The sequence below is a fragment of the Planococcus sp. VCh962 genome (genome assembly GCF_057748275.1).
This window is the reverse complement of the sequence record NZ_JBYLHS010000010.1, coordinates 49,253-71,883: the sequence shown is the minus strand read 5'-3', so window position 1 is coordinate 71,883 and position 22,631 is coordinate 49,253. Positions and strand designations below refer to the sequence as shown.

The following is a 22,631-nucleotide window of genomic DNA, read 5'->3' as shown; positions in this document are numbered from 1 at the left end:
CCGTATTACCGCTCCAGTTCAATCTCTTTCGCTTTTTCCGGAGATGCCAGCTGCTTGAAGGCAGTAGTGACTTCCTTCGTTTGGGAATGGTTCGGATTCAACTGAGCGATGTGCTGCTGCAACTCCATTTTGGACTGGATCAGCGGATTCTTCACCAACTGCCAGCCGATCGTGATGCCGTGCCGGTAGTCGGCCTTCACGTTCTTTTCCTTCAGGACGTGGCCAATCCGTGCCTGCAAATGCTTCGCGTTCAGTTGCTGCAGGTGCTGGGTGTCCTTGATGGCTGTCCGGCTCAGGAAACGGTCGGTGTTCAACGACTGGGCGAGTGCCGTTTTCTTCACGAATTGCTGACCTTCCGCTTTCTTCTGGAAGGTTCGCTGCGTACTTTCCCCGCCCTCGGTCGTCACCGCATAGGTGCCGTTTTCCAGTTTCGTCACCTTCAAGACATCTTCCACCTTCTGGTATTCCTGTACCAGCTCGCCTTTGCTCTCCAGTACGTTCAAGACCGCATACCGTTCCTGCAGTTCACTTAACGGCAGCATCCGGTTGGTGTTGGTGCGAAGGAAGAATTGGTGGTCGCGTTCGTTTTGTTCCACTGCCGCAAAGACGATCAGGCCGTTTTTGGCATCTAAGAGCTGCAGGTTCGGTTTGTCCGCCAGGGACAGCTGCAGTTTCGCCTCCCCTTCTCTTTCATAGGAGTTTCTTCACTCTCCTGCTCCTCCCCTTTCGTTTTACTAGAGTAATGAGATTCGAGTCTAATCTTCCTTTACTTCAATTATGAACCATTCCTCGGTTGTATTTAGGCGTAAAAGGGATAAGTGCTCTTCCGCTTCCCCTTGTGTCTGGAAAATCTTTTCTGTGTTCTCTTCAACCAAAACAACACCGGTTGAAGATCTAAGTAGGTATGACATTCCTTGCCCCCTCCTTCTAAGTCTTCGGTCTAAGTACGCTAAGTATTGCACTATCTGTTTACGAACTTCAACTTACTTCGCTATATTACAAAGTTTTTAAATAGCTAGCTAATCATTTTTTTTATTCTATAGAAATCGATAATGACTGCAGCGATAGAACCGGCAATTAGAAGACGTTTATATTCTGTAATTCATTTGTAGATCATTATAATTAGAACTGTCTCTACTATCTCTTACAGTTATTTTACGCAGCATAAAAAACCTGCTTTTTTCCGTAAGATATAAATCTTCTTTACAAAACTAGTTTTATTTGAGTATGAGAATTACGTTAGTTTCGTTTTCTTCTACTAAAAGCTGCAAGAGCAATTACAATGAAAACTACAATAACTGCTATCGCTATCCAGGAATAAAGCAATCGGATATATTCCATTTATGCCTCTCCTTCCTAGGCTAAGGAATGAATTCAAAACTCAAGTGTAATTATCAACTTATATCCTTTTAAGAAAAATACATGTTTTTCTAATTTTGATTCCTTTGAATTCCTCTAGCCTCATACTTGATTATGAATAAAAGTGACCAATCAGATTCGTTACAGCAAGATGACAGCCTCTTCCCTTTTGGAAGCCAGCTGTCATCTTTTCATTAATCATATATGCGTATGCACATATACAGACATATACGTCTGCAGATGCTAAATCGTTTAAAGTTTCATTTCTAAGAGGAAGATTAATTCTAACGCAAGTAGAAATATCTACCTAGCACAAGTAGATATTTCTACTTGTGTTAATCTGGCTGTTATTAAAGAATGCCGTCATGTAATCAAACAGATAGTCATATTCTTTTGGCTTATGCTAATAATGCATTTAGCATAAACTAATAATTTTAGATGGAAATGGAGAGTTCTCTCTCCCTCAAGCTTAATTAGGTTTTAAATATGTTCGTTAAAAATAAGTATTTTGCGAACATATAAAAATTCAATGCAGGAAAGACGATAGGTACCCTATTTTTTCTGTCCATTTGAAGTTCATTTCATATGTAGCTTCACCTTTTCTTTTATCACCTTCTACACTTTTTCAATCCTTTTAATCGAATAGTTTTGCAATTTAAAATTATTGATTTATAATAAATCTTATAAGTTTACTAAGAATTAGGAGTGATACAATGACAACAAAACAAATAGCAAAAGTCGAAACGAACGGAACTTGGGATGGAAATCTAAAAACTTCTATTTATGCTAGAGATTTTTCGCCTTTTATAGTAGATGAACCGGAATATTTGGGAGGCACCAATGAAGGCCCGAATCCGATTGAGTATGTATTAGGTGGATTGACGGGTTGTACATCCGTAATGATCGGATTGATAGCGAAAGAGAAGAACTTTTCTTTTCAAGGAGTGGAATTTAAAAATAACGGCACAATAGACGCGCGTGGCATGATGGGAGTTGAAGGAGTTTCTCCTCATTTTCAAAGTGTTGGCTTTGAGGCGATATTTTCAACAGATGAAAGCGACGATCGGCTGGAAGAATTAAAAGAAGAAGTGGAAAAAAGATGTCCGGTATACAATCTAATTGTCGATGCTGGTGTGGCGATTGAATCGAAATGGTATAAAAAATAAGATTTGGACATCTCGCCACAGATGGAGATAAACCATTTATAAAAGTACACTTTTATAAACGAAAAGGGAGAGAAGAGGCTGATTGAATCACATCTTCTCTCCCTTTGTATTTCTAGAACTCTTACCAATAGATTAATTTTCACTATCAGCAGGCCAGATGAACTAGCAACGGTCAAATGCTATAGATTAAAAGAAGCTCGCTAAAATGCTTAAAACGTCAATCGACCAATGAAGCCTTTATATCATTCACCTATTATATTTAATTTTAAAAATATCAAAAGAACTATTATCATTGCTTAACTTCTAACATAATCTTTGAACTGCTATTCTCTTTAAAAAGGTTTTTTTCCACTTGAAGGAATGTATTGTCTTCTAAAGTGATTTCGAATTCATTGTTGTCTTTAAATGAAAAAGCTTTTAAAACATTTTCTTCACTGTCTATAATCTGTACAAAGGCTTCTTTATCAATCTGTTTTTCATCTTTAAATCGTAAATAATACGTTCCAGCTTCAAGTTGTTCACCAACCTTGTAAAATCCTGAATTACTAATAACATAGTGACGGTTTTTTTCGAGTTTCAACTTCTCATATTGAGCCGGCTTAAACTCTATACTCCCATCACCTTCAATAAAAAAAAATTCTCCCGCTTTATAGGGCATCGATTTTACTTGGTCCCCATTTTGAAAAGTTTTTCCTTGAAAAATAACATCGCCTAAAAAGTTCAAATCGTAATTCCCTTCGGGTAATTGCTTTCCAATTTTGTATTCACCGGCATTAAGAGAAATTCCCGTTCTAACATCCTCTTTCAGAAAAGCTTCTTTGGCATATGGGTAAGCAAAAATAATGGCTACTACTATTAAAAGAGATAAGAATACGACTTTTTTTAAGTTCATATTTTTAATTCCCCATTATTCATAGTGATAGAAACGTCACAAAAAGATGCTAATTCTTCTTTTTGATGCGAAGCTACAATGACAACTGCCCCTCTTTCTCTTTCCTCTTTTAAAATACTATAAATTAGTTTTACCCCAGCATCATCAATGGCATTTGTTGGCTCATCCAATAAAATTATATCCGGTTTTTCAAAAATAGCTTGAGCGATATTTAACCTTTGTTTCATCCCTAAAGAATATTTTTTAACTTTTAAAGACGAATGTGGATCTAAACCTACTCTTTCAATAGCTTTCTCAATATCCTCTTTAGTTGCCTGCTTTTTTATTTTGCTTAATATTTTCAAATTTTCACTGGCAGTATATTGGGGAAGCAAGGACATGTTTTCTATGATCAACCCGCAACTTGGTGGAAAAGAGATGTCGTGATGGAGCTTTTGATTTTGTATATGAATTTCACCATTAGTTGGAATGATTAACCCCGAGATAGCTCTTAATAGCATTGTTTTACCGGAACCATTTTTTCCGAACAATCCATATATTTTTCCTGCTTGAAATGTAAAACTTATATTTTTTAAAACGTGATTTTTCTTAATCATCTTTTCTACCTGCATAATTTTAATCATTGTGAACCCTCGCTTAGTTTTAAATGATGTCCATTTTATTCACTCGTTTTGTACATAAAATGATTAATAAAGTAATTAATATAAGCAATATTACTATTGTACTTACAGGATCGATTAGATCCCTTGATAGTTCAGATTGAGTTAACCCATTTCTAAATCCCATTATTGTGGAAGGAATAAATATATAATGAAACCCATCCAAATTTTCTGCTGACGTTTTTGATAATAAAATACTAGCAACGATAAGCAGGTTTACTATTGTCAGTGATAAGGTAGGCTTTATATATAAGTCGGCTAAGGATTGAGCACTAATTACAAGAACCAAGAATAAATAGTACATCGTAATCAATAAAATAAAATTGTTCCATTGCAAAGGATAATCATTTGTAAAGATTAAAAATATAGTTAGTTGAAGAGTTGTAAACAGAAAAGTCACAATCCCTATATTCAAAAATTTGGTTGCAATCCATTTAGTTTTATTAAAGCTTCTTATAATCAAGGGGACTCCATTGGATAACAAGTCGCTTTTAAGCATCCCTGAAAAATAAACTGAAATAAAGAAAATAGGGAAATACCAATTCATAAGGTACTTTGCTTCAATTGATGTAGAGGAGGTAATAGGAACTCCATCTAAAAAGGGGAATTTACTTAAGGCCAATCCGCTTTTCAAATAAAAGGAATTTTGAATAAACAAGACGATTACAAGGAAAACCGATAATTTTTTATTCAATATCTAAAGTCCTTTCTGGAAGCTAATGCAGATCCGATTAAATAGAAGATGATGATACATGTTGTCTGTTTAATATAAATCCATACTACATCCTTGGTTGTAAATGTATCTTCAAATAATCGGGTTAATATCACCAAGTCTAGTAAGGGACTCCAGTAATTCGTTAATACTATTTTAGTAAGAAAAAAACCTCCACCAACTATTAAAAGGGTACCCATTATTGCAATCCCAATTGAATGGAACCATTCTTTTTGAATACTGTAAAGTAAACCAACGACCATATAAAAAAGAATTAAACTTACTCCATTTAAAAGAGAGAAATTCACCAATCCCGCTTGCAGTACGAGATCTACATCGAGAAATAACAGACTAAAAAATACATTTATTCCTGTATGCAAAAACGCAACCAGTAAGGATGCCAAACAGATATCTTTTACTCTCAATAAAAATATTTTTTCTCGTTTTTGATATCTAACTACTTCAGTAATTTTCTCATTATTAAAAAGCTGTTGCAGTAAAACGATAAATGGAATTAGATACACTAAAGCATAGTTTTGAATAGAACTATAACCAGCTGCACTGCTATTCATGTAGTAAAGCAATTCTTTAAAATCTGTCAGATTAATTTCATTTTTTGTGTAATACAATTGAAGATACGTTTTATTTTGGCTATACCAAACAATCATAAAGAAAAAAGCAGTAATAACAACGGATGGAATTTTAAATCGATTCATTTTTTTTAACCTCATAAAAGAATACACTGCCACTGATGAAAATATAGAATAAGATTAGAACTGAAAAAACGGGAATAAGATCTCCTAAGCCATATTCAGAAAATGATTGGAACAAATGCATACTGGAGTTGTCTTGGATAACAAATATAAACCACAAAAAAAATGTTGCTGAATATGTATATTTACGATCTTTAAAAAATAGGCTGCAACTTGCTCCAATAAGTCCTGCGAAACCTGATAATACTGAAGCGATAAATATAAAAATTAATACACCTACATAAGGGTTCTGTAAAGTGAAGTTAGTGAAGGAACTTTCGAAGGCTATTTCTGATAAACCCTTTGTGTATTTTCCGCCTTGAAACAAAATAGCTACCAGAAAGAAATTTATAATAAGAGAAGTAATCATAGCCATAAACCCAATGAGAAAAGAAAAGAGCATCTTTTCTAAAACATAGAATTTTCTTCCAACCCTGTTAATCAATACATTCTGGTACCCGTTTTCAAAATCTTGCAACGAGTCTTCGGTCCCTAGGATGAGTAAGAATAAAGGAAGGAACCAGAGCAGTAGGTATTGCGGTATATGTCCAGTGCTGGAGCCTGATAAGAAAAAAGCATGCGCAGGATGAAGTTTCTCTCCTCCTACTTCCCGGTACTCAATATAAATTTGCAAAGCATCCCAAATAGGGATAAAAATCATTATAAGAAAAATAGCCAGAGATAATTTACTTTGGCTAAGCCTAGAAAGATGGCTATAGAACATAACTTTTCACCCAATCCTCAAATTATTTAGAAAAAGACAAACCCAGTTTGGATTTGTCCAATTCAATTAATCATTAATCAGTTTCTTCATCCCATACTCCAGTAGCCGTATAGCCACTTGTGCTGTAATTATTATTTTCTGCTCCTAAACGTACATAGGACTGGCTTGCTCCAGAAAAAGCTTCTCTATAAATAGCGCCCGCACCTTGTTGTGCGCTGACTAAGTTAGATACTCTAGTTCCTGCTTTGTCCAACCAGAAGGTTGTAACTGTTCCACTACCTTCACCAGAGGTTTGTAAATTAACTTTCCACTTATTATTTGTATTCGTAGTTTGTCGGTACCGTTCGCCAGAGTAATTGTTAGCATGCTCTGGTTTAATTGTAAAACTAAAACCATGGTTATCATTGCTAGCAAAAGTAGATCCGGCTGCTCCTAACAGTGATACACTCAGTACAGCAGCTGTTGCCATCTTAATGGCGTTGTTCTTTCTTTTTCTCATAATTTTACCCTCCATTTTTTGTATAACTTACATTATAAAATTACCAGAATATTCATCAGTAAAATATGTAATAATGCATATCGAAAATTTTCCTCTAATCCTTTTGTTTGGTTAAATCAGTGAAATCATGAAAAATTAATGATTTGGGGGTTTCGTTAAATACGTGTTTCCATAGTGAACCATTTGCAAAAGTTTACGCTCAACCGAATTTATGCTGAATCCACTTTCTAAAATAAGTGGCTCAAATTTAATTTCACCGTGTACTTGGAAAAAGTTTAAAACCGTTTGTGGCGCTTTCTTGCTGTAACGAAGACTGTTCTTTTTTGAAGGGAAAAGGTGGAATGTTCGAGAAATGCAATTTAGTCAGTCGTATTTCCACGTAACTATCTCCTGTTCAAACAGCTTTCCTCTACTGCCTTGATCACCTGTTGGAATACAGGTGATTTCGAATACCTTTTCAAGTTCCCTGAGTATACCTTTCTTTTTGTGTGTGGGCCGCCGGGCGGTGAATGGTCGAAAGGCAAAAATACAACGAAAAAAGCAGCCGAATGGCTGCCTTCCCTTACTTATAAAAATTTTTCTGGTTCCTTCCCCGTTGAATCTAAAAAGGAGATTCATTCTTTAAAGAGAAAGTGACACGGTAGGTATCTTACCAGCGTTTTGCTTGCTTGGATATTTTAATACTGCCGGCCAGCTAGTTAAATTCTTAGTGAATTCCTTTTTCATTTAATTCTTCCTAGTTTCTTGAAAAAATTGGTACAATTCAAATAAGAGAATTAAAATAAGCAACTTATAGATTAGTGGTGGATAATCTTTTTATTATTGAGCTGTACAAGATTCATGATTTTGAGTTGTTTTTTATTAAAAGTAAATGAATGGCTCGCTTCTCCGTGCTTGTTTAATGACATCTCAATGAACCAACAAACTTATTAGAATAGAGGGTGCAATTAGTGCTAGTGAAACAAAGACTAGGTACTGAAATTAAGAAATGCAGAAAAATGAAGAAGTTAACACAGAAACAACTTGCTTTTGAGATATGCAACCAATCAGAAATCAGCCGTATTGAAGCAGGAGAATTTCTGCCGAGCATTGATATCCTTTATTTAATTGCTAATAGACTGCAACTGCCCATTACTTATTTCTTTGAAGTGTTGGCTCATGAAGAAGTCGAAGAAACAAGAACCATCAGAAACAAAATTGGCACCCTATCGTTAGCCAAGAATTATCTGGAATTACATCAGTATATAGAGTCACTGCTAAAGGCAAAAAATTCATATCATCCAGAAACAGAGAAATTTTTACTTTGGCAAAAGTATGTAGCTGAATATTATCTCAAAAGGATTAAAGCTGACTATTGCTTAACGGAACTGCTGCTTCTGTTGAGGAGAAAAACTAATGGGATGGATATCCTGTTAGATTTACAAGTGAAAAACTCCATCGCAAATATTTTGGCTGAAAATAAAAGATACAATGAGAGTTTGAAGATTTATCAAGAAGTGTTAAATGAGGATTTTAAAACAAGAGAGGCTGATAAACTAAGAATAAAAGCTTTCTATAATTTGGGGAAACTACTTTTTTTGAAGAAGGAATTTGAAGAGGCTCTTTTCTATACGAACCAGGGAGTTGATCTATCAATTGAGCTGGCTGACATGTCTTTACTGGGCCAATATTATTATCAAAAAGGAGCCTTAATGGAGGAGCTTTCTTTTTCATTTGAAGAAATAGCTGAAGCTTACCAAAAGGCTCGATTTTTTTTAGATACTCTTAACCTTAATTCCTATACTCAAATTCTTGAGGAGAAAAAAGCTCAGTTTCTTTCTCCCAAATAATGATTAATGCTCAAAAGGAAAATCAGTATTTACCGAGTTTGCCGCAGAATAATGTGTGGAATTTTCATGCGCAGCACCCAGGTCGTCGGAATTAATACTTATTGTGTGGGGGCTTGTTATAAATAACAATGACATAGCGAGAACTGCAATGAAGTAGGTGACTGTTTTTTGACTAGGTTTTTTCATGGGTATTTCTCCTCTTAACTTTATTTATTATAGTCTAAATGTATCACCTAAAATTAGTGTTGAATATGCAATTATGCATATTTAAAAAGAAATAAAAGGAAAGTCAAGTTTGTCGTTCAGTTAGAGTAAAGAAATAAGTATCGAAATAAATAAAAGGAATGCAAAAACTTTTTGTAGTAAATTATGAAACACCTTTGGCAGCTCTTGTCGGCACGCTCGGTGAAGATTTATTTCATACCTTCTTACCGGAGGTGAGTGTACGGAAATATGGCGTACATATCCGATAAAAAAATGCTTTCTTAAAAAAGTGCTTGAAAACCACAAACGTTCTTTCTAAGGGGTTTGAACATGGCAGAAAAGAAGGGTGTGAAGGCGTCCGAAAACGAAAAAGGGCCCGTTGAGGACCGGCTGAAATGGTCGGAATTACTGGAAGAAGCGCACATACCTTCCTGGAGCGTGAGCAGTTTGGAAAAAGCCGGTGCTGAAACCGGTGTTGACGGAAAAGAAACGACTGACATTGAGGAAGTGCTAAAAGAATTGGTGGAGTGGCGGTGTTGGTTGGCATTCAATCGTGGAAAGAAAAGCGATTCTATTACCGCCAAAGAAAATCAAGCAGTCGTTTTTTAGTCCGATGTTCTTCTTTATGAAGATTCGTTTGATGAAATCCTCCAAGTCTATGTAGAGAGACCATAAAGAACCACGTCTACTAAAGTATTTAAAGTGAAATCTGAAATCGCAAAGAAGACAGTTGGAGCGTTGCGCGTCTATCTTTTGCTTTGCGGTGATATATGCGAGGGCTTCTTCCCGCAGCCAGTAAGGCTTGCTACCGATGAAAATGGTCTCTTTCAGCAGTTCCCCCTCTTTTAATACACATGGAATTTCTTTGCATCCATCTTTTGCCACGAGCACGCATCAGTTCGACAAAATCGGTCTGAGTAATCAGATTCGATTCACTGTCTTAAATCAGGCAGTCCAACTCAATCGTTTCCCCATGCTAGAAGAAACGTCCAGTGCATTTGTGCGCATTCAACGAAGCTTTTTCTCCTGACACCTCTTTTTCTTCTGGAAAAGGTCTGATATTTGGTACGATTTCGAGTAAGGTATTGTGGACTTTTCATATCAGTTCCTCCTTTTGTTGATTGGTTCAACAAAATACTTTTTTACACATTCTATCTCCTAAAAACAACCGGCTGGAAGAGCGTCTTCTAAGTGGTTGCGTTTTTCCCTCTATAGACTTACTGCATCAAAGGCTGATACCCTATTTTTTTAAAAAACTTAAAGGAGGGAAAATTCTCCCTCCCGCTTTTTTAGATAATGCCTTTCTCCCGTAGCGAGACTCCGCCTTTGTGGCTGTCAGTAAGGGAATCAAGGACTTCGATGCCGAGGATGCACTCTTCTAATATGATCTTTCCTGTTTTCGAATTTAAAGGGCTAGCTTTTTTATTAATTGAGGTAGAGAATTTGATGATGATCTACCTTTAATCAGCTTACTTGGATATAGCCGTTTCTCAAAAAAACTGGCAGCAGTTCTTCTATCTAAATAACGTATAGTGTCATACTGATCAAGGAGGTTAATTCAGAAAATGATTTGTCTCTTGTATGCAAGACTAGTTAGGCAATACCGAACTTGGGACCAATCAATACCGTTAAAATTTCCTGCAGTTCAACTAAAGAAATACCTCCTACTACGTTATACTTACTAACGGCCTCTCTCGCTTCTGTAATGTAATTCATTAAAATACAGCCTTTCCCAACAGTTTTTAACCCTTCTCTTCTACAGGAGAACGCAAAAAAAGCCCTTGGGCAAATTAGTCAGCATAGCAAAAAACACTATGTGTTAAATCAGCCCAAAGGCTTTGTAAGTTCGTCACCAGCGAAACCCAGAAGGTTTGCTAAATAAAAGAATCAAAAGATTATATAGAAATAGCAGAAAATGCTCAATCATTTTTGAGATTTAATGATGGCCTTTTATCCTCTATTATCTAACCAACAGATTTTTCGCTTGTTGTTGTGTTTAATAGAATGATTTTATTGTTTTAACTGTTTTAACTGTTTTAGAGGGGGCTAAACCCTTGATGGGAGCGGCTTTACAGGGACTAAAAGCCACACTTTCGGTCTTAACTGCCACGGTATCGGGCTTTAAAGCCACACTTTCGATTCAAACTGCCACGGTTTCGGTTTTCAGTGCCGCTCTTTCGGTTCTAAAAACCACAGTTTCGGTCCCATGGCCACAGTTTCGGTTTGATAAGCCACAGTTTCGGTCTTTGGGGCATAAACGATCCGGTAAAACAGCTTATTTTAAGCGCTAGTTCAGTCATACGGCTCGAAAAGCCACAGTTTCGGTCTCGAAATCTTGAATTCTCTCGTTATAATCGCCTTTTCTCCTGAAAAACCACACTTTCGGTCTTGAAAAGCCACAAAAATAAAAACAAGTGGTTTTATGGTCTTTTAACCGGTTTATATAGTATGATTCTAAGTAATAAAGCCACAAACTATCAAAAGGTGGGCCATTATGAAAAGCAAATACATAGTCACTCAATCCAATAACTTATTAGAAGCCAGACATAATAACCCTTTGACAACCAGAGAGCAGAAAATCGTGTTGACAATGGCCAGTATGATTGAGCCATTCGACGAGGATTTTAAAGATTACCGGATATCGTTGAAAGAGTTCAGTGAAATGCTTGGGCTGGCCGGCAGCACGAAATACAGCGAGATCAAGGAAATCTCCAAAACGCTCATGTCCAAAACGATTGAGATCCCACAAGAAGATGGCGGGTGGTTATTGGTCCATTGGATTTCAAGTGCCAAATACGTGAATGGCGAAGGCGTCTTGGAACTTTCCTTCTCCCCGAAGCTGAAGCCTTATATGCTGCAGCTGAAAAAACAGTTTACTTCTTACCGGCTAAGCAACATTTTGTCGCTGAACAGCACCTACTCCATTCGGTTATACGAATTGATGAAAAAGTGGCAACAGCTGAAAAGATGGGAGATTTCGCTGGAAGAGCTGAAGATGAAGCTCGGGGTGATCGAAGGTTCCTACAACCGGTACAATCATTTTAAAACCCGGGTGCTTTTAAAGGCGGTTAATGAAGTCAATGAAAAGACCGACCTTTCCATCAGCATAAAAGAAATCAAAAAAGGACGCAGTGTGGAGAGGATAGAATTTACCATCCAACGTGCTGCTGAAAAAGAAAGTCTTCTCCCGGTTCCGGACGAAGAGTGGAATCAGCTAAAAGTGGAAGAAATGCGTATCAGATTAAATACTCTAGCTGTAGACTATCAATTCGATGTGGTTTATTTTTCTCAATTATATGAAGGCGCCTATTTGATTTGGAAGGAAGACGTGGAAAAGGAACTGGAACTGCTGATCAGGTATATAAATGAAGATAAAACAATAAAGAATCCACTTGGTTTTATTAAGACAAAAATTAGAGATGCTTGGAAAATTTATCAGGCGGGTGGAAATATCACCTTTGCTGATCTTCAGGTAGTGAAACAACGAGGTATTCAGCGGGAGGAACTTTTACCGGACTGGTTTACTACGCCAGACGAAACGCCCCTACCAGAAGAAGTACAACCAGGTTCTGAGGCAAGCATTGATTTTTTGAAAGAAAAAGAAGAATTATTAGAAAAGCTGGCAAAGAAAAAACGAAGCTAAACTTATTTTTAAGTTTAGCTTTTTTCAGGTTGTTGAGTAACCTATTTTTATAGAATCTCTATTTTTCTATAAGAGAAAGATCGATTCTCAAATTAGGTTTTTTCGGCCCTCCTTGCCAACAGGATGGCCGTTTTTTTGATATTTTCAAATTTTGATTCCTTTGAATTCCTCCAGCCTCATACTTGATTATGAATAAAAGTGACCAATCAGATTTGTTACAGCAAGAAGCCAGCCTCTTCCCTTTTGGAAGCCAGCTGTCATCCTTTCGTTAATCATTATGCGTATGCACATATACAGACATATACGTATGCAGAGGCTAAATAGTTTAAAGTTTCATTGTTAAGAGGGAGATTAGTTCTAACGCAAGCAGAAATATCTACCTAACACAAGTAGATATTTCTACTTGTGTTAATCTGGCTGTCATCAAAGAATGCCGTCATGTAATCAAATAGAAAGCCATATTCTTTTGGCTTATGCTAATAATACATTAGAAATAATCAAAGGAGATAATATTCCTTTTCATTATGGATCCGATAGACTTTCACTTCTTATCCCGTTCTGGAAACTTAATTAAATGATTAGTTTTCCGTTATCCCGGCGCACTCGAAACGGCTTCGATTTTTCCGATAGGCTGCAATGTTGCCTAATAAATTTCACAATAGAAAACTTGGTCATCCGTTTCACGAATAAAGTACACCAAGTCCCACGGATGCTGTTAGCAACAGTATCCCCATTTAATGCTTTTGTCTCCTCGTAAACTATGATTGTCTTGGATTCAGGAATGAACTGGACGAACACCCCAAATGGACAATCCAGATAGTCAAGACTTCCCTTTCGAATCGAACAGTACGAGCTTTTTATTCGGCAAAGTTTCTTTGAACCCTTCATAATAGTTGATGTAATCACCCCTTCAATCGCATCTCCAGCTTAAAAGTACAGATAGATCCAAGAAGAACACATTATGGTCATACATGCTGTTTCTAAGAATCCGTTCTTTATCGAGCCAGCAGACAAAAGGAGTGTGATTGGTGATTGGAGACATCAGCCACACCCATAAATGAAAATTCAGTGCTTCCGATGGGCTACCACATAGAGGACCAGCCCGTACTGCTCCCGCCAATCAGGGTCTTTCTTAGAAAAAACGATTTCTTCCCCTATGGTTACAGGCAACTCGTTCACTTCCTAGCTTCTGGAGATTGGAGTGAAGTCATATTCTTTAATTAATCTGTATTTTTCATAAAGCATATGCAGATGGTTTATAGAGTTTCCTGTGAAGTTATATTTCATCCTAACAAAAGTAGAAATATCCACCTCGCAAAGGTGGATGTTTCTACTTTTCATTTCATTATTCAGATGGGTCGTTAAAAAACTCAGTCATATAGTCAAATTGTTTTTGTTGTCGATCAGTTAACTCGTTACGGGCATAGTAATCAACTAACTCAGATATAATCGCATATGTCTTATTTTCATCCATGAATTTTCCTAAAACTCCAATTTGTATATGAAGATCAAGGGGAACTTTTATGGACTTAACATTGTTATTTTTACCGACTACTGCTTTTGGTTTTCGTGCCGGCTCTTTTTTTACTTCTTTTGGAGTTGACTTTTCCGGCATCTTCACTTCAGAAGCTGCTGTAGAAATCTTTGTTTGATTAATAGGTGTCTTACTCACCTGGTTCTCTTTTTTTACTTCATTATTCGTAAACTTAAAATCATTTTGATTGTTGACAATGATTGGCTTAGGTCTTTCTAGCGTCTTGGATTTAGGTTTTTTTTGAATAAGGGGCCCTTTTTTTGATGTCTCAGACATATTCTCCTTCCTCCTCAAAGCGCGCTAGCTTTTCTTCCATTTCATCAACAACATCTAGGAAGATTTGATGTGCTTTTCGATCATGATGATCGTCATTTTTTATACCTGTCATATCCCAAGCTTTTAAGCGTTCTAAGTGTTTAATTACATTTTTGAACACATTGTCTTCTCCAAAGAGTTCAGTGGCGCGCTCTACAGTGCTTTGATCGACTCGCCCGCCAGCTCTTAAGAGTACTGGCAATACCCCAAGCACTTGGATATCAGCATCATATTCATCGGCCATAAACTGTAGATATGATACATAAGTTTCTGCACCCTCAAGGGAAAGTTCTTGTGCTTGTAAGATGATTAAAACATAATCTGAAGCCATCATTGCATTGTCCGAGTAATCACTTATTGTTGGAGGCACATCAATAAATATGTAATCATAATTTGCTTTTAAAGGTTCAAGTAATTGTTTAAGATATGTTATTTGATCAAAATCATTTTGGAAGTTTTGATATAAAAACTTAGAGAAGTTTTTAAATGACACAGCTGCAGGAATTAAATCAAGATTTTCAGAAACGTGTAAAACTACGCTTGTTAGGTCCCCTTCTTTAAATCCATCGAAAATCGTTTTATCAATTTCATTAATGCCAGCAGAACGCGCAATTAATGTGCTGGCATTTCCTTGAGGGTCCATATCAACTAACAAGACTTTTTTGTTATGTACTGTAGCGTATTCCCAACTGGTCATTACGGAAACTTTTGTCTTGCCCACCCCACCTTTAAAATTTCCTACTACAATTGTTTTTGCTGTCATTGTATTTCCTCCTTAATTTTCGTTCTTCGCACTCTTCTACCTAACAAATTTCCACCCGTGTATATATCCGATAATAACATAAGTAGAAGTTAGTGAGGATGAAAAATAAAATGTAATACATTTGTAATATTTTCTTCTTCTCCTATACATAGGTAGAAAAGTAGAAATATCTACCTGTGCGAGAAAGGAGGTCAATCCAACAGAAGTGGAAAAGTAGAAATATCTACTTCCGCGAGAATAAGAATCATCTTCACAAAAGTAGAAAAGTAGAAATATCTACTTCTGCGAGAATAAGAATCATCTTCACAAAAGTAGAAAAGTGGAAATATCTACTTCTGTGAGAATAAAAATCATTCTAACTAAAGTAGAAAAGTGGAAATATCTACTTACGCGGGAATAAAAGTCTTCCAAACAAAAGTAGAAATATCTACTTTTGTGAAGATGATTTTAAAAATAAAATGAGCTAAAGTACCGTGGAATCAACTTTTGAAAGGAGAATATGATTTATACAATTTATCTTCCTGAAAACATAAGTGGAAAAGTGGAAATATCTACTTCTGCGAGAATAAGTATCATTCTAACGGAAGTAGAAAAGTAGAAATATCCACCTGTGCGAGATTAAAAATAAGTCTAACAAAAGTAGAAAAGTGGAAATATCTACTTCTGCGAAAATAAGTATCATTTTAACGAAAGTAGAAAAGTGGAAATATCTACTTCTGCGAGAATAAATATCATTCTAACGGAAGTAGAAAAGTAGAAATATCTACCTATGCGAAGTTCGACTTCATTCTCGCATAGGTAGAAAAGTAGAAATATCTACCTTATATGAGAGAGAAACCTTGATTTGACGCTGTTTACAGACCTAATTGGTTGCTTTACCTTAAGAAATAGAGACATGTATAGTTCTTATTTGTTTTTATATCTTAAGGGAAGAGAGATGAAATTATGCTGAAGGATCTTCATAAAGTTTTTGCTACCATTTTGCATGAAAGTATTTACCAGCATAAAACGATTGGTTCTACCAAACCTCTTCCTGTACTGATGGAAGCTCGTAAAAGAGACCGTATAAACAAAAAAGGCGCAATCTGCGTTACTCGCAATAAAGAGGATCTATCAACACCAGAAGGTGTCAGAGGCTATATTGTCACTTCCATGGAAACTCTCTTGAAGGATTCTTTTCGCATTTCTCACTGGAATCCTAATGTAGCAAACTACTTAAGGTATTCTGATGAAAAAAGACGGCACGTCAAGGGACATGATGAACGAAACCTGCAACAGATCAACACCTTCGTTGTTGACATCGATTCCAAAAAGCAGCCCTATACGGAGATTCTGACCGCAGCGCTTGACTACAGCATCGGCATTCCCACGTTGGTTCTGGAAACACCGAAAGGCTTCCAGGCCTATTTTGTGCTGGAGAAACCGCTGTTCATCAGCAACCGAAATGAGTACCGCGGGTTAAAAGTGGCCAAACGCATTTCAGAGAACATCAAACGCAGCTTGGCGGAGGTCTTGCAGGGAGTGGACATTTCCTGCAACGATTTCGGCTTTTTCCGCATGCCCCAACATGACAACATCCGCTGGTTCTCCGAAGAGATGGTCTATGATTTCGGCAGCCTGATCGCCTGGTCCAAACGCCAGGACGATAACCGGGGCCGCGGTCTTTTTGTGGTGCCTGGGAAAGCAGCGCCCCAGGATCCGACACAGACGGAATGGTTTCAGGAATTGCTGGCGACCCGTCACGTCAAAGGAAAAGAAGGGCAAATCGGCCGGGACAACCTGATGTACACGCTTGCCTTGGCCTGCTTCAGCGCGGGGAAGGGGAGCGAGGAGACGCTCGATCTGCTCGATGAATACAACTCTGGCTTGCAGTCTTCGATGCGCCATACCGAGGTGGAGAAAATCGTGCGGAGTGCTTACAAGGGACGCTTCAAGGGCGCTCATCAGGCCTACATCCGCGAACTGCTGGAAAGCTGGACCGAGAAGAAAGAGCTTGCCATCGAAAATCCATTGGGCGGCTGGTACAAATTCAAGAAGGAACGGAAAGACCGGAAGCGGAGCCACTACGACGAGTGGGAAGAGGACCTGGTCGCTTATCTCCAACAAGCGACCAGTCCCGAGCAACCGGTGAAATGGACTACGCAGAAGGCGATCTGTGAAGAACTCGGCATGGCCAAAAGCACGTTCAACGAAGTGATCCGGAAATCCAACCGGATTCTCATCAAAAGAAAAGGAAAAGGCTGTAAAGCGCAGACCGGACTGACTTCAGTAGCTGTGCTTCTTCAGTCTGCCTTGGCATACAACCAAACCCACCGGATATTGTACTACGAAGCACTCCGGCTTATGGCAGGAACAGAGGAAAATAAAACCGCATTGAAAGAGCTCGCAGACCAGATTGACTTGTTCGTTTTTAAAAAGAAGCTCGAGATTGAAACTGGAAAAAAATTCAACTCTTCCTAATGGTCCAGTCTGCCAATACATATCTGAATACGGTTCTTGTTTTACTTTGAGATACATTTAAAGACTTTGTTATCTGCAACAGAACAGAAGTGAGCGATTATTTGAAGAAGCAATTTTGTCTTGAAACTTTGGTTACCGAAGTGGAGTTGTGGAATAGATTCTTGTAGTTTGTTACTGTGAGTAATGAAAAATATATGGAAAACTATGAGATTACACTTGCTGATTGATGTATGAGTATTTTGGTATTAGGAGAAAGGGAGAGTGCTTAAAGAAAGGAGACTTAAACTAAAGCTATAACAGCTTTTGGAGTAACTTCTTTTTTCTTAGTACTGTGAGAAAATATGGTTGAATTTCAAGTTCAAATTTAAATCTGAACTTGAAATTATGAAAACGGGAGTAATCCTTATATGGAAAGATTTGAGGATGTAAAGTAGAAGGTGCTGCTTCATCTTCGACTCTTGCTAAATGAAAGATCTTATTGCTTGTTTAGAATGTGTGGGTTCGTAATTGAGGAGTAAGGAAGGCTGTGGAAGTAATGGTTTTATCGCTGATGATGGAACCAAATGTTTTTAGAAAACATAATTGTTTAATTGTCTTTGCTATAAGATACAGTACGAAGTACGAGAGCAACAAAATGAAAAATATTTACAACTGATTAAGGGACGCAATGCCTAAGACCTTCAAGAAAGGGGAAGTCTTTTGATAAAGAAATAGACTTGTTTGGAGTAAATCTAAATTACTTACCTCTTTGCTTAAGTTGGTTTTGAACGTTATAAACAGGATATTTATACATATTTCAGAAAAAATAGATAATTAAGCATGGAGTTGCTTTAATTATACTTAGAAAATTTCTGATTTACGTAAAAAATTTATGGATCTATTAAGGCATAAAACAAATGTTTGCAAAAGATTAGCGAAGAAATGGGGTTATCCAAACGGACTTTTTGTCATCGACTGTTAAAAGAAGGAAATAGGAAGGAACAGATAACAGGCTTGCGGATTTATGATAGAAAAAGAGGAACTGAACAAAAAAGGTTATTCAAGATGTGATTTTTACGTCAATGTTGCAATTGGAACATTGACAAATTTATTCAAGGTAGATGGAGTGTTCGCCTTGAATAAATTTGTCAGATCAGCATTTTTTCCAGCAGGAAGGAGATATTTTTTAGCTATACATGATTTTTTAGAAAAAATCGAGTCAGCGGTGTTTGAAAAAGTAGAAAGCCAAAATAACAATGAATAATTTGAAAATACCAAGAATGTTAAAGTGAAAGCACTGTTCACTTTCTGTAAAATCTGATTTTAAAAAGCATTGGGATGAATATAAAAGAATAAATACGGTGCGAAAAAATTGGCTTTTTTGCTTTTTTAAATATATTTTGCTTTGTGTAAAAGTTAAATGATATTAAGAATGACGGTGTCTTCTTCGGTGATTTCAATCCAATCATTTAGGCTTAGTAGGAATAAGTCCACGTCGAAGTCCTCATCAAAATGGATTATGTCGCTTAAATCACCTATATTGATGCTAGCAGCTTCAAAGACTTCTTTTCGGGAAAAAACGTGTGTGTTCTTTTTGTCCAATAAGTAGTAGCAGCCCAGTAAAATCCAGGTTTCCTTATAGCCTAATTTGTCCTTACTATAGTGAATGAAAATTCTTTCCGGAGCTTTAAAATAATTTTTATGATATCGATAGTCATTTGGAATTTTAATTTTCCCATTTAAAAGCTTTGAAAGAAGAGTTTCTTTTTCAAAATAGTTTGAATCACCCTTAAAAAAGTACTTTGGCAGTTTTACGTATTTTTCTGGAAAAATACATGGATTGTATTTTTTCATTTCTTAATCCAGTCGGAAACTATGTGAAGTGCCTTTTAGATAGACTTGTTTCACATCAGCTACTGCCTTTTTTACTACGTTCGAAATTTGCAAAATCAAAATCCGTACAATTTTTTTGTTCCTTAAAATCCAAGAATAGATCGCAAACAATATAGCCACGTGCCTCTAAAATAGCCTTGATTTCACTCGTCAACTCAGAATCGTATCCACTGTATTCGTTATTTTCCTCGGTGCTGGCTAAGTCTGTAACTGTATACACATTTACCCCAAATGTCCCGTAAGACTTTATCTTATTTCTCATCTTATAACCCCAATTTATGCTGAGTTTCGGCTATACTTGCTAAGAACGATAAGGAATCTGATAATCCTTGTCTATAGGCTAATTGGTTTTGAGAATCGATTTTTTTGAAAATTGCTAGCCTCAGTGCATCGAGATCGTCAGGATTGAGTCCTAATTTTTCTAGGCAATTATCAATTTCCTTATCAATCTCTTTTAAAATAGTATTATCTGAACTCAACATAATCTGTTCGATGCGATTATAGGTAAATTCGTCTATAGCTTTATTAAATTCCATTCTCTTACCTCCATTTACTCATAAAAGTGAATAATTAATTTTCACTTTTATTTAGTTTACGCTAAGATTGATAACTTGTAAAATGAGAAAACGTAGACTTACAAAAATAATATATATGTTAGAAGGAATTAATCATGATCAATAAAGAAGTTGGAGAGTTAATGCGCCAAATTAGAAAAAAGCGAAAAATTTCAATGGGCAATTTAGCGAATGCTATTAAAATTTCTCAACCTAGATTGTCAAGGATTGAGAACGGAGAACAAGATATACCAATAAAAGTTATTTATGACTTCTGTATTTATTTGGATATTCCGCTTGAAGCCTTTATAAGGGAAGTAAGCAAAGAAACATCAACTGCCAGTTTTACTTTAACTGATGTCCAACTTATAAAAGGTATAACCACTCTTACAGACAATCAAAAAACTGCATTATACGAGCTTATTGTGTCGTTTAAAAATTAAGTTCTTTCTTTTTAGGCTTCTATAGTGGAAGCTTTTTCGTCTTATGCTCTTTTTGTATAAATAGCTAATTTATTAAATAAATAAGGATGTATTAAAGAAATACTTTAGTGCATACATGACTTTGGACTAGGAGGTGAACGATGAACGAAAAGGAAAAATTATTACTCGTAAAAGAAATGTTAAGAAATCATAGTGACGTATTGGAATTAGTATTGGAGACAGACATAGCGGATTATAGCGAATGTATTCAAATTTTTTTAAAGTCTAGAGATCCAATTATACAAGAGGCTAGCCTAGCTACTTGTCAATTGATTATTCAAAAAACTAGAAAATCAATGCAATAATTCAATACTGTTTAAGCTTTAAGTCCTTTCAACCAATTGGTTGAAAGGACTTATTTTTTATACTCATGGCTTTATTTTATGAAAATTAATTTTTTCCACCCTCTCAATCAAAAAGCAAACCTGTGAAAAGACGCAGGTAGCTGATGGAGGTCAATTCACTTATCGAATAGCACTATTGAAATTACCAATCTCTAAATTATTTAAAAAAGAATAAAAGTCTAGCAATATAGAAATAAGAAAGTATACTATTCAAGCCAGTTAAAGGAGACGTGATTTCACTAAAATTAATAATCGAGATAAGGATTCCTCTGAAATAAATATTATCAGTAAATTCACTTACATTTTAAACGAAAAAGGAGATTATCATGAAACTTATAAAAACAGATCCAACTTTTTTAAAAAAATTTAAATCTTTGTCTTATCGTGATTTTGACGGAATTACGTCTTTTCTTTATGAAGACGAAGAAGACCAAATAATAATGTATGTATTAGATAACTTAGCAAACTTTAAGCAGCAAATGTATTTAGAAGGACACCCATCTACTGACTCGTTCTTATTTTACTGGGAAATTTCCAATGACTTTGTTCTTCCATATATATGTAAAGAGAATCCCGATGATTTCTCCAGAAAAATTATTAATTCAAATAGACAATACATTTCATTAAGATACGATTTAATACAAAATCACCATTTATGGAACCTTTCTGTCTTCGTAACCAATCCATATTTAATACCGGAAGATGAGTTAAGGACACTTTATTTTCCTCCATTAATTCCATTTATGTGAATATAAGAAGTAAATGTGAATGGAATATTTTATAGACGTTCATTATATGCCATAGATTGATTAAAGACCGATTAGGAAGGAGGATTAAGTACCATCTAGTAATTTTTGTTATTGCCATATTACTAAATTTTATTTTTATTATTATATTATTTTAAAAATATAAATATATAGATTACTGGAAAATGAGAGTAGATGCTGAGGGCAATTACAAGCAGAAATCAAAAATATTTAAGACTGGCTAAATAAAAGATGGATATAATGGAATTGAAAGTAATTTAGTTGTTATTTTAAGATTTCAAGGGGGAACCGCTCTGAAGAGAGGAACTAAAACGAAAAGAAGTAAAAGAATGCGTTTTAAGCTTGAGGATAGTTACGTTATTGCGGATTTAGCAATTATTTTCATTGGGGTTGCTATGTTTTTATATGGATTTTTAAGTTTTTGGGGGACTTACCTCCTAGATATGCGATTGCTGCTTCTATTTCCAGCTTTCTATTTGTATGGGCAGAATGGATTTTAATGGCTGATAGGATAACCGGGCGAATAATGTTTTTTCATGTACTCATTTTTGGTTCAGGAATTATTTCTTTAATTTCTTTACCGGCTGCGTTAGAAGTTTTTCCAAACTTAATAAAAGATATGGGTTCTACTGCTGATATGTTAACTTTCTTTTCTTTGGGATTTGTATTGCTTTTATTTGGTCTAAAGTCGATGGACTTGAAAATAAAGGGTAGAGTTCAATTAACACTCGAGAAAGAAAATGAAGCTGCAGAAAAAGAACAGCTCAATAAATATATTAGGGAATTAGAAGAAGAAATTAAGATGTATAAGCAAGAACGCCTTTAGTTAAATATGAAACGCAAAGATGAAGTGGGTTCAAACCACCTCGTCTTTTTTTATATAGAAAAGTTACAAATTTTTTTGCCTTTAGAGAGTATTTGAAATGAAAGGAGGTGTTGTATATGGTTCCAGCAAAAAATTAAATGCGGTGCCTGCAACAAAGAAGCCATTCTCATTAGACAAACTGCTATATTAGCTGGGTTGTATATGTGTGGTTCTTGTAAGAAGCTGCAGAACAGGCTTTTAAAGTAACCATTCTTTAGGTAAGGCCGAAAGGAAAC

Annotated in this window: 24 protein-coding genes; 10 read left to right on the top strand and 14 right to left on the bottom strand. The window is 36.0% G+C overall.

What is annotated here, in order from left to right; translation table 11 throughout:
• Nucleotides 1–5 precede the first annotated feature (5 nt).
• Nucleotides 6–596, bottom strand: a complete 591-nt coding sequence (locus AC3AQ9_RS18540) for a hypothetical protein (protein WP_488308970.1) — start codon at nt 594–596, stop codon at nt 6–8.
• Nucleotides 597–755: 159 nt separating this feature from the next.
• Nucleotides 756–911 (bottom strand): hypothetical protein, encoded by a 156-nt coding sequence (locus AC3AQ9_RS18535; protein ID WP_437151611.1) that lies wholly within the window; start codon nt 909–911, stop codon nt 756–758.
• A 1,161-nt stretch (nt 912–2,072) separates the two neighbouring features.
• Between AC3AQ9_RS18535 and AC3AQ9_RS18530 the strand changes: the two genes are divergently transcribed.
• Nucleotides 2,073–2,525, top strand: a complete 453-nt coding sequence (locus AC3AQ9_RS18530; RefSeq protein WP_437151609.1) for an OsmC family protein — start codon at nt 2,073–2,075, stop codon at nt 2,523–2,525.
• A gap of 289 nt (nt 2,526–2,814) precedes the next feature.
• On the opposite strand, the gene AC3AQ9_RS18525 is transcribed toward AC3AQ9_RS18530, so the two are convergent.
• The 6 genes from AC3AQ9_RS18525 to AC3AQ9_RS18500 all read right to left on the bottom strand — a co-directional run bounded on the left by AC3AQ9_RS18525 (nt 2,815) and on the right by AC3AQ9_RS18500 (nt 6,763).
• Nucleotides 2,815–3,417, bottom strand: a complete 603-nt coding sequence (locus AC3AQ9_RS18525) for a hypothetical protein (RefSeq protein ID WP_488308969.1) — start codon at nt 3,415–3,417, stop codon at nt 2,815–2,817.
• Nucleotides 3,414–4,040: an ABC transporter ATP-binding protein gene (locus AC3AQ9_RS18520; protein ID WP_488308968.1), complete on the bottom strand. Its 627-nt coding sequence runs from the start codon at nt 4,038–4,040 to the stop codon at nt 3,414–3,416. Before AC3AQ9_RS18520 ends, AC3AQ9_RS18525 begins: the two co-directional genes overlap by 4 nt.
• A gap of 19 nt (nt 4,041–4,059) precedes the next feature.
• Nucleotides 4,060–4,770 (bottom strand): DUF2705 family protein, encoded by a 711-nt coding sequence (locus AC3AQ9_RS18515; RefSeq protein WP_488308967.1) that lies wholly within the window; start codon nt 4,768–4,770, stop codon nt 4,060–4,062.
• The gene (locus AC3AQ9_RS18510; protein WP_488308966.1) at nt 4,767–5,504 is read right to left on the bottom strand and encodes a WxPxxD family membrane protein; all 738 of its coding nucleotides are present in this window, start codon (nt 5,502–5,504) and stop codon (nt 4,767–4,769) included. Before AC3AQ9_RS18510 ends, AC3AQ9_RS18515 begins: the two co-directional genes overlap by 4 nt.
• Complete coding sequence (locus AC3AQ9_RS18505; RefSeq protein WP_488308965.1) at nt 5,491–6,264, bottom strand: hypothetical protein; 774 nt, start codon at nt 6,262–6,264, stop codon at nt 5,491–5,493. Before AC3AQ9_RS18505 ends, AC3AQ9_RS18510 begins: the two co-directional genes overlap by 14 nt.
• Before the next feature lie 73 nt (nt 6,265–6,337).
• Nucleotides 6,338–6,763, bottom strand: coding sequence for a DUF2712 domain-containing protein (locus AC3AQ9_RS18500; protein ID WP_488308964.1), 426 nt, complete (start codon nt 6,761–6,763; stop codon nt 6,338–6,340).
• Nucleotides 6,764–7,713: 950 nt separating this feature from the next.
• Between AC3AQ9_RS18500 and AC3AQ9_RS18495 the strand changes: the two genes are divergently transcribed.
• Nucleotides 7,714–8,592, top strand: a complete 879-nt coding sequence (locus AC3AQ9_RS18495; RefSeq protein ID WP_488308963.1) for a helix-turn-helix domain-containing protein — start codon at nt 7,714–7,716, stop codon at nt 8,590–8,592.
• Nucleotides 8,593–8,595: 3 nt separating this feature from the next.
• Here AC3AQ9_RS18495 and AC3AQ9_RS18490 read toward each other — a convergent pair whose 3' ends face one another.
• The gene (locus AC3AQ9_RS18490) at nt 8,596–8,778 is read right to left on the bottom strand and encodes a hypothetical protein (protein WP_488308962.1); all 183 of its coding nucleotides are present in this window, start codon (nt 8,776–8,778) and stop codon (nt 8,596–8,598) included.
• A 348-nt stretch (nt 8,779–9,126) separates the two neighbouring features.
• On the opposite strand from AC3AQ9_RS18490, the gene AC3AQ9_RS18485 reads away from it, so the two are divergent.
• Together AC3AQ9_RS18485 and AC3AQ9_RS18480 are read left to right on the top strand one after the other, a co-directional pair.
• Nucleotides 9,127–9,405 (top strand): hypothetical protein, encoded by a 279-nt coding sequence (locus tag AC3AQ9_RS18485; RefSeq protein WP_488308961.1) that lies wholly within the window; start codon nt 9,127–9,129, stop codon nt 9,403–9,405.
• 1,885 nt (nt 9,406–11,290) lie between these two features.
• Complete coding sequence (locus AC3AQ9_RS18480) at nt 11,291–12,439, top strand: replication initiation protein (RefSeq protein WP_488308960.1); 1,149 nt, start codon at nt 11,291–11,293, stop codon at nt 12,437–12,439.
• Nucleotides 12,440–13,784: 1,345 nt separating this feature from the next.
• On the opposite strand, the gene AC3AQ9_RS18475 is transcribed toward AC3AQ9_RS18480, so the two are convergent.
• Both AC3AQ9_RS18475 and AC3AQ9_RS18470 read right to left on the bottom strand, forming a co-directional pair.
• Nucleotides 13,785–14,249 carry a hypothetical protein gene (locus AC3AQ9_RS18475; RefSeq protein ID WP_488308959.1) on the bottom strand — a complete coding sequence of 155 codons (465 nt, stop codon included), beginning with the start codon at nt 14,247–14,249 and terminating at the stop codon, nt 13,785–13,787.
• Nucleotides 14,242–15,051 carry an AAA family ATPase gene (locus AC3AQ9_RS18470; RefSeq protein WP_488308958.1) on the bottom strand — a complete coding sequence of 270 codons (810 nt, stop codon included), beginning with the start codon at nt 15,049–15,051 and terminating at the stop codon, nt 14,242–14,244. The genes AC3AQ9_RS18475 and AC3AQ9_RS18470 overlap by 8 nt, the downstream gene beginning before the upstream one ends.
• 945 nt (nt 15,052–15,996) lie before the next feature.
• Here AC3AQ9_RS18470 and AC3AQ9_RS18465 point away from each other — a divergent pair.
• On the top strand, nt 15,997–17,511 hold the full coding sequence (locus AC3AQ9_RS18465; protein ID WP_488308957.1) for a primase C-terminal domain-containing protein: 1,515 nt from the start codon (nt 15,997–15,999) through the stop codon (nt 17,509–17,511).
• Between the two features lie 1,003 nt (nt 17,512–18,514).
• The gene (locus AC3AQ9_RS18460) at nt 18,515–18,754 is read left to right on the top strand and encodes a hypothetical protein (protein ID WP_488308956.1); all 240 of its coding nucleotides are present in this window, start codon (nt 18,515–18,517) and stop codon (nt 18,752–18,754) included.
• Nucleotides 18,755–18,906: 152 nt separating this feature from the next.
• On the opposite strand, the gene AC3AQ9_RS18455 is transcribed toward AC3AQ9_RS18460, so the two are convergent.
• The 3 genes from AC3AQ9_RS18455 to AC3AQ9_RS18445 are packed head-to-tail and all read right to left on the bottom strand — an operon-like array spanning nt 18,907 to nt 19,919.
• Nucleotides 18,907–19,344: a hypothetical protein gene (locus AC3AQ9_RS18455; RefSeq protein WP_488308955.1), complete on the bottom strand. Its 438-nt coding sequence runs from the start codon at nt 19,342–19,344 to the stop codon at nt 18,907–18,909.
• Between the two features lie 55 nt (nt 19,345–19,399).
• A complete protein-coding gene (locus AC3AQ9_RS18450) occupies nt 19,400–19,645 on the bottom strand; it encodes a hypothetical protein (protein ID WP_488308954.1) in 246 nt (81 codons plus the stop codon).
• Between the two features lies 1 nt (nt 19,646).
• Nucleotides 19,647–19,919, bottom strand: a complete 273-nt coding sequence (locus AC3AQ9_RS18445) for a hypothetical protein (protein WP_488308953.1) — start codon at nt 19,917–19,919, stop codon at nt 19,647–19,649.
• A 134-nt stretch (nt 19,920–20,053) separates the two neighbouring features.
• Here AC3AQ9_RS18445 and AC3AQ9_RS18440 point away from each other — a divergent pair, with 134 nt between their 5' ends.
• From AC3AQ9_RS18440 to AC3AQ9_RS18425, 4 genes are all read left to right on the top strand, one after another.
• Entirely contained in the window at nt 20,054–20,380 is a 327-nt protein-coding gene (locus AC3AQ9_RS18440) for a helix-turn-helix domain-containing protein (protein WP_488308952.1), read from the top strand.
• A 140-nt stretch (nt 20,381–20,520) separates the two neighbouring features.
• Entirely contained in the window at nt 20,521–20,724 is a 204-nt protein-coding gene (locus AC3AQ9_RS18435) for a hypothetical protein (protein ID WP_488308951.1), read from the top strand.
• Nucleotides 20,725–21,089: 365 nt separating this feature from the next.
• Nucleotides 21,090–21,512, top strand: coding sequence for a hypothetical protein (locus tag AC3AQ9_RS18430; protein ID WP_488308950.1), 423 nt, complete (start codon nt 21,090–21,092; stop codon nt 21,510–21,512).
• A 439-nt stretch (nt 21,513–21,951) separates the two neighbouring features.
• Entirely contained in the window at nt 21,952–22,356 is a 405-nt protein-coding gene (locus tag AC3AQ9_RS18425; protein ID WP_488308949.1) for a hypothetical protein, read from the top strand.
• Nucleotides 22,357–22,631 lie beyond the last annotated feature (275 nt).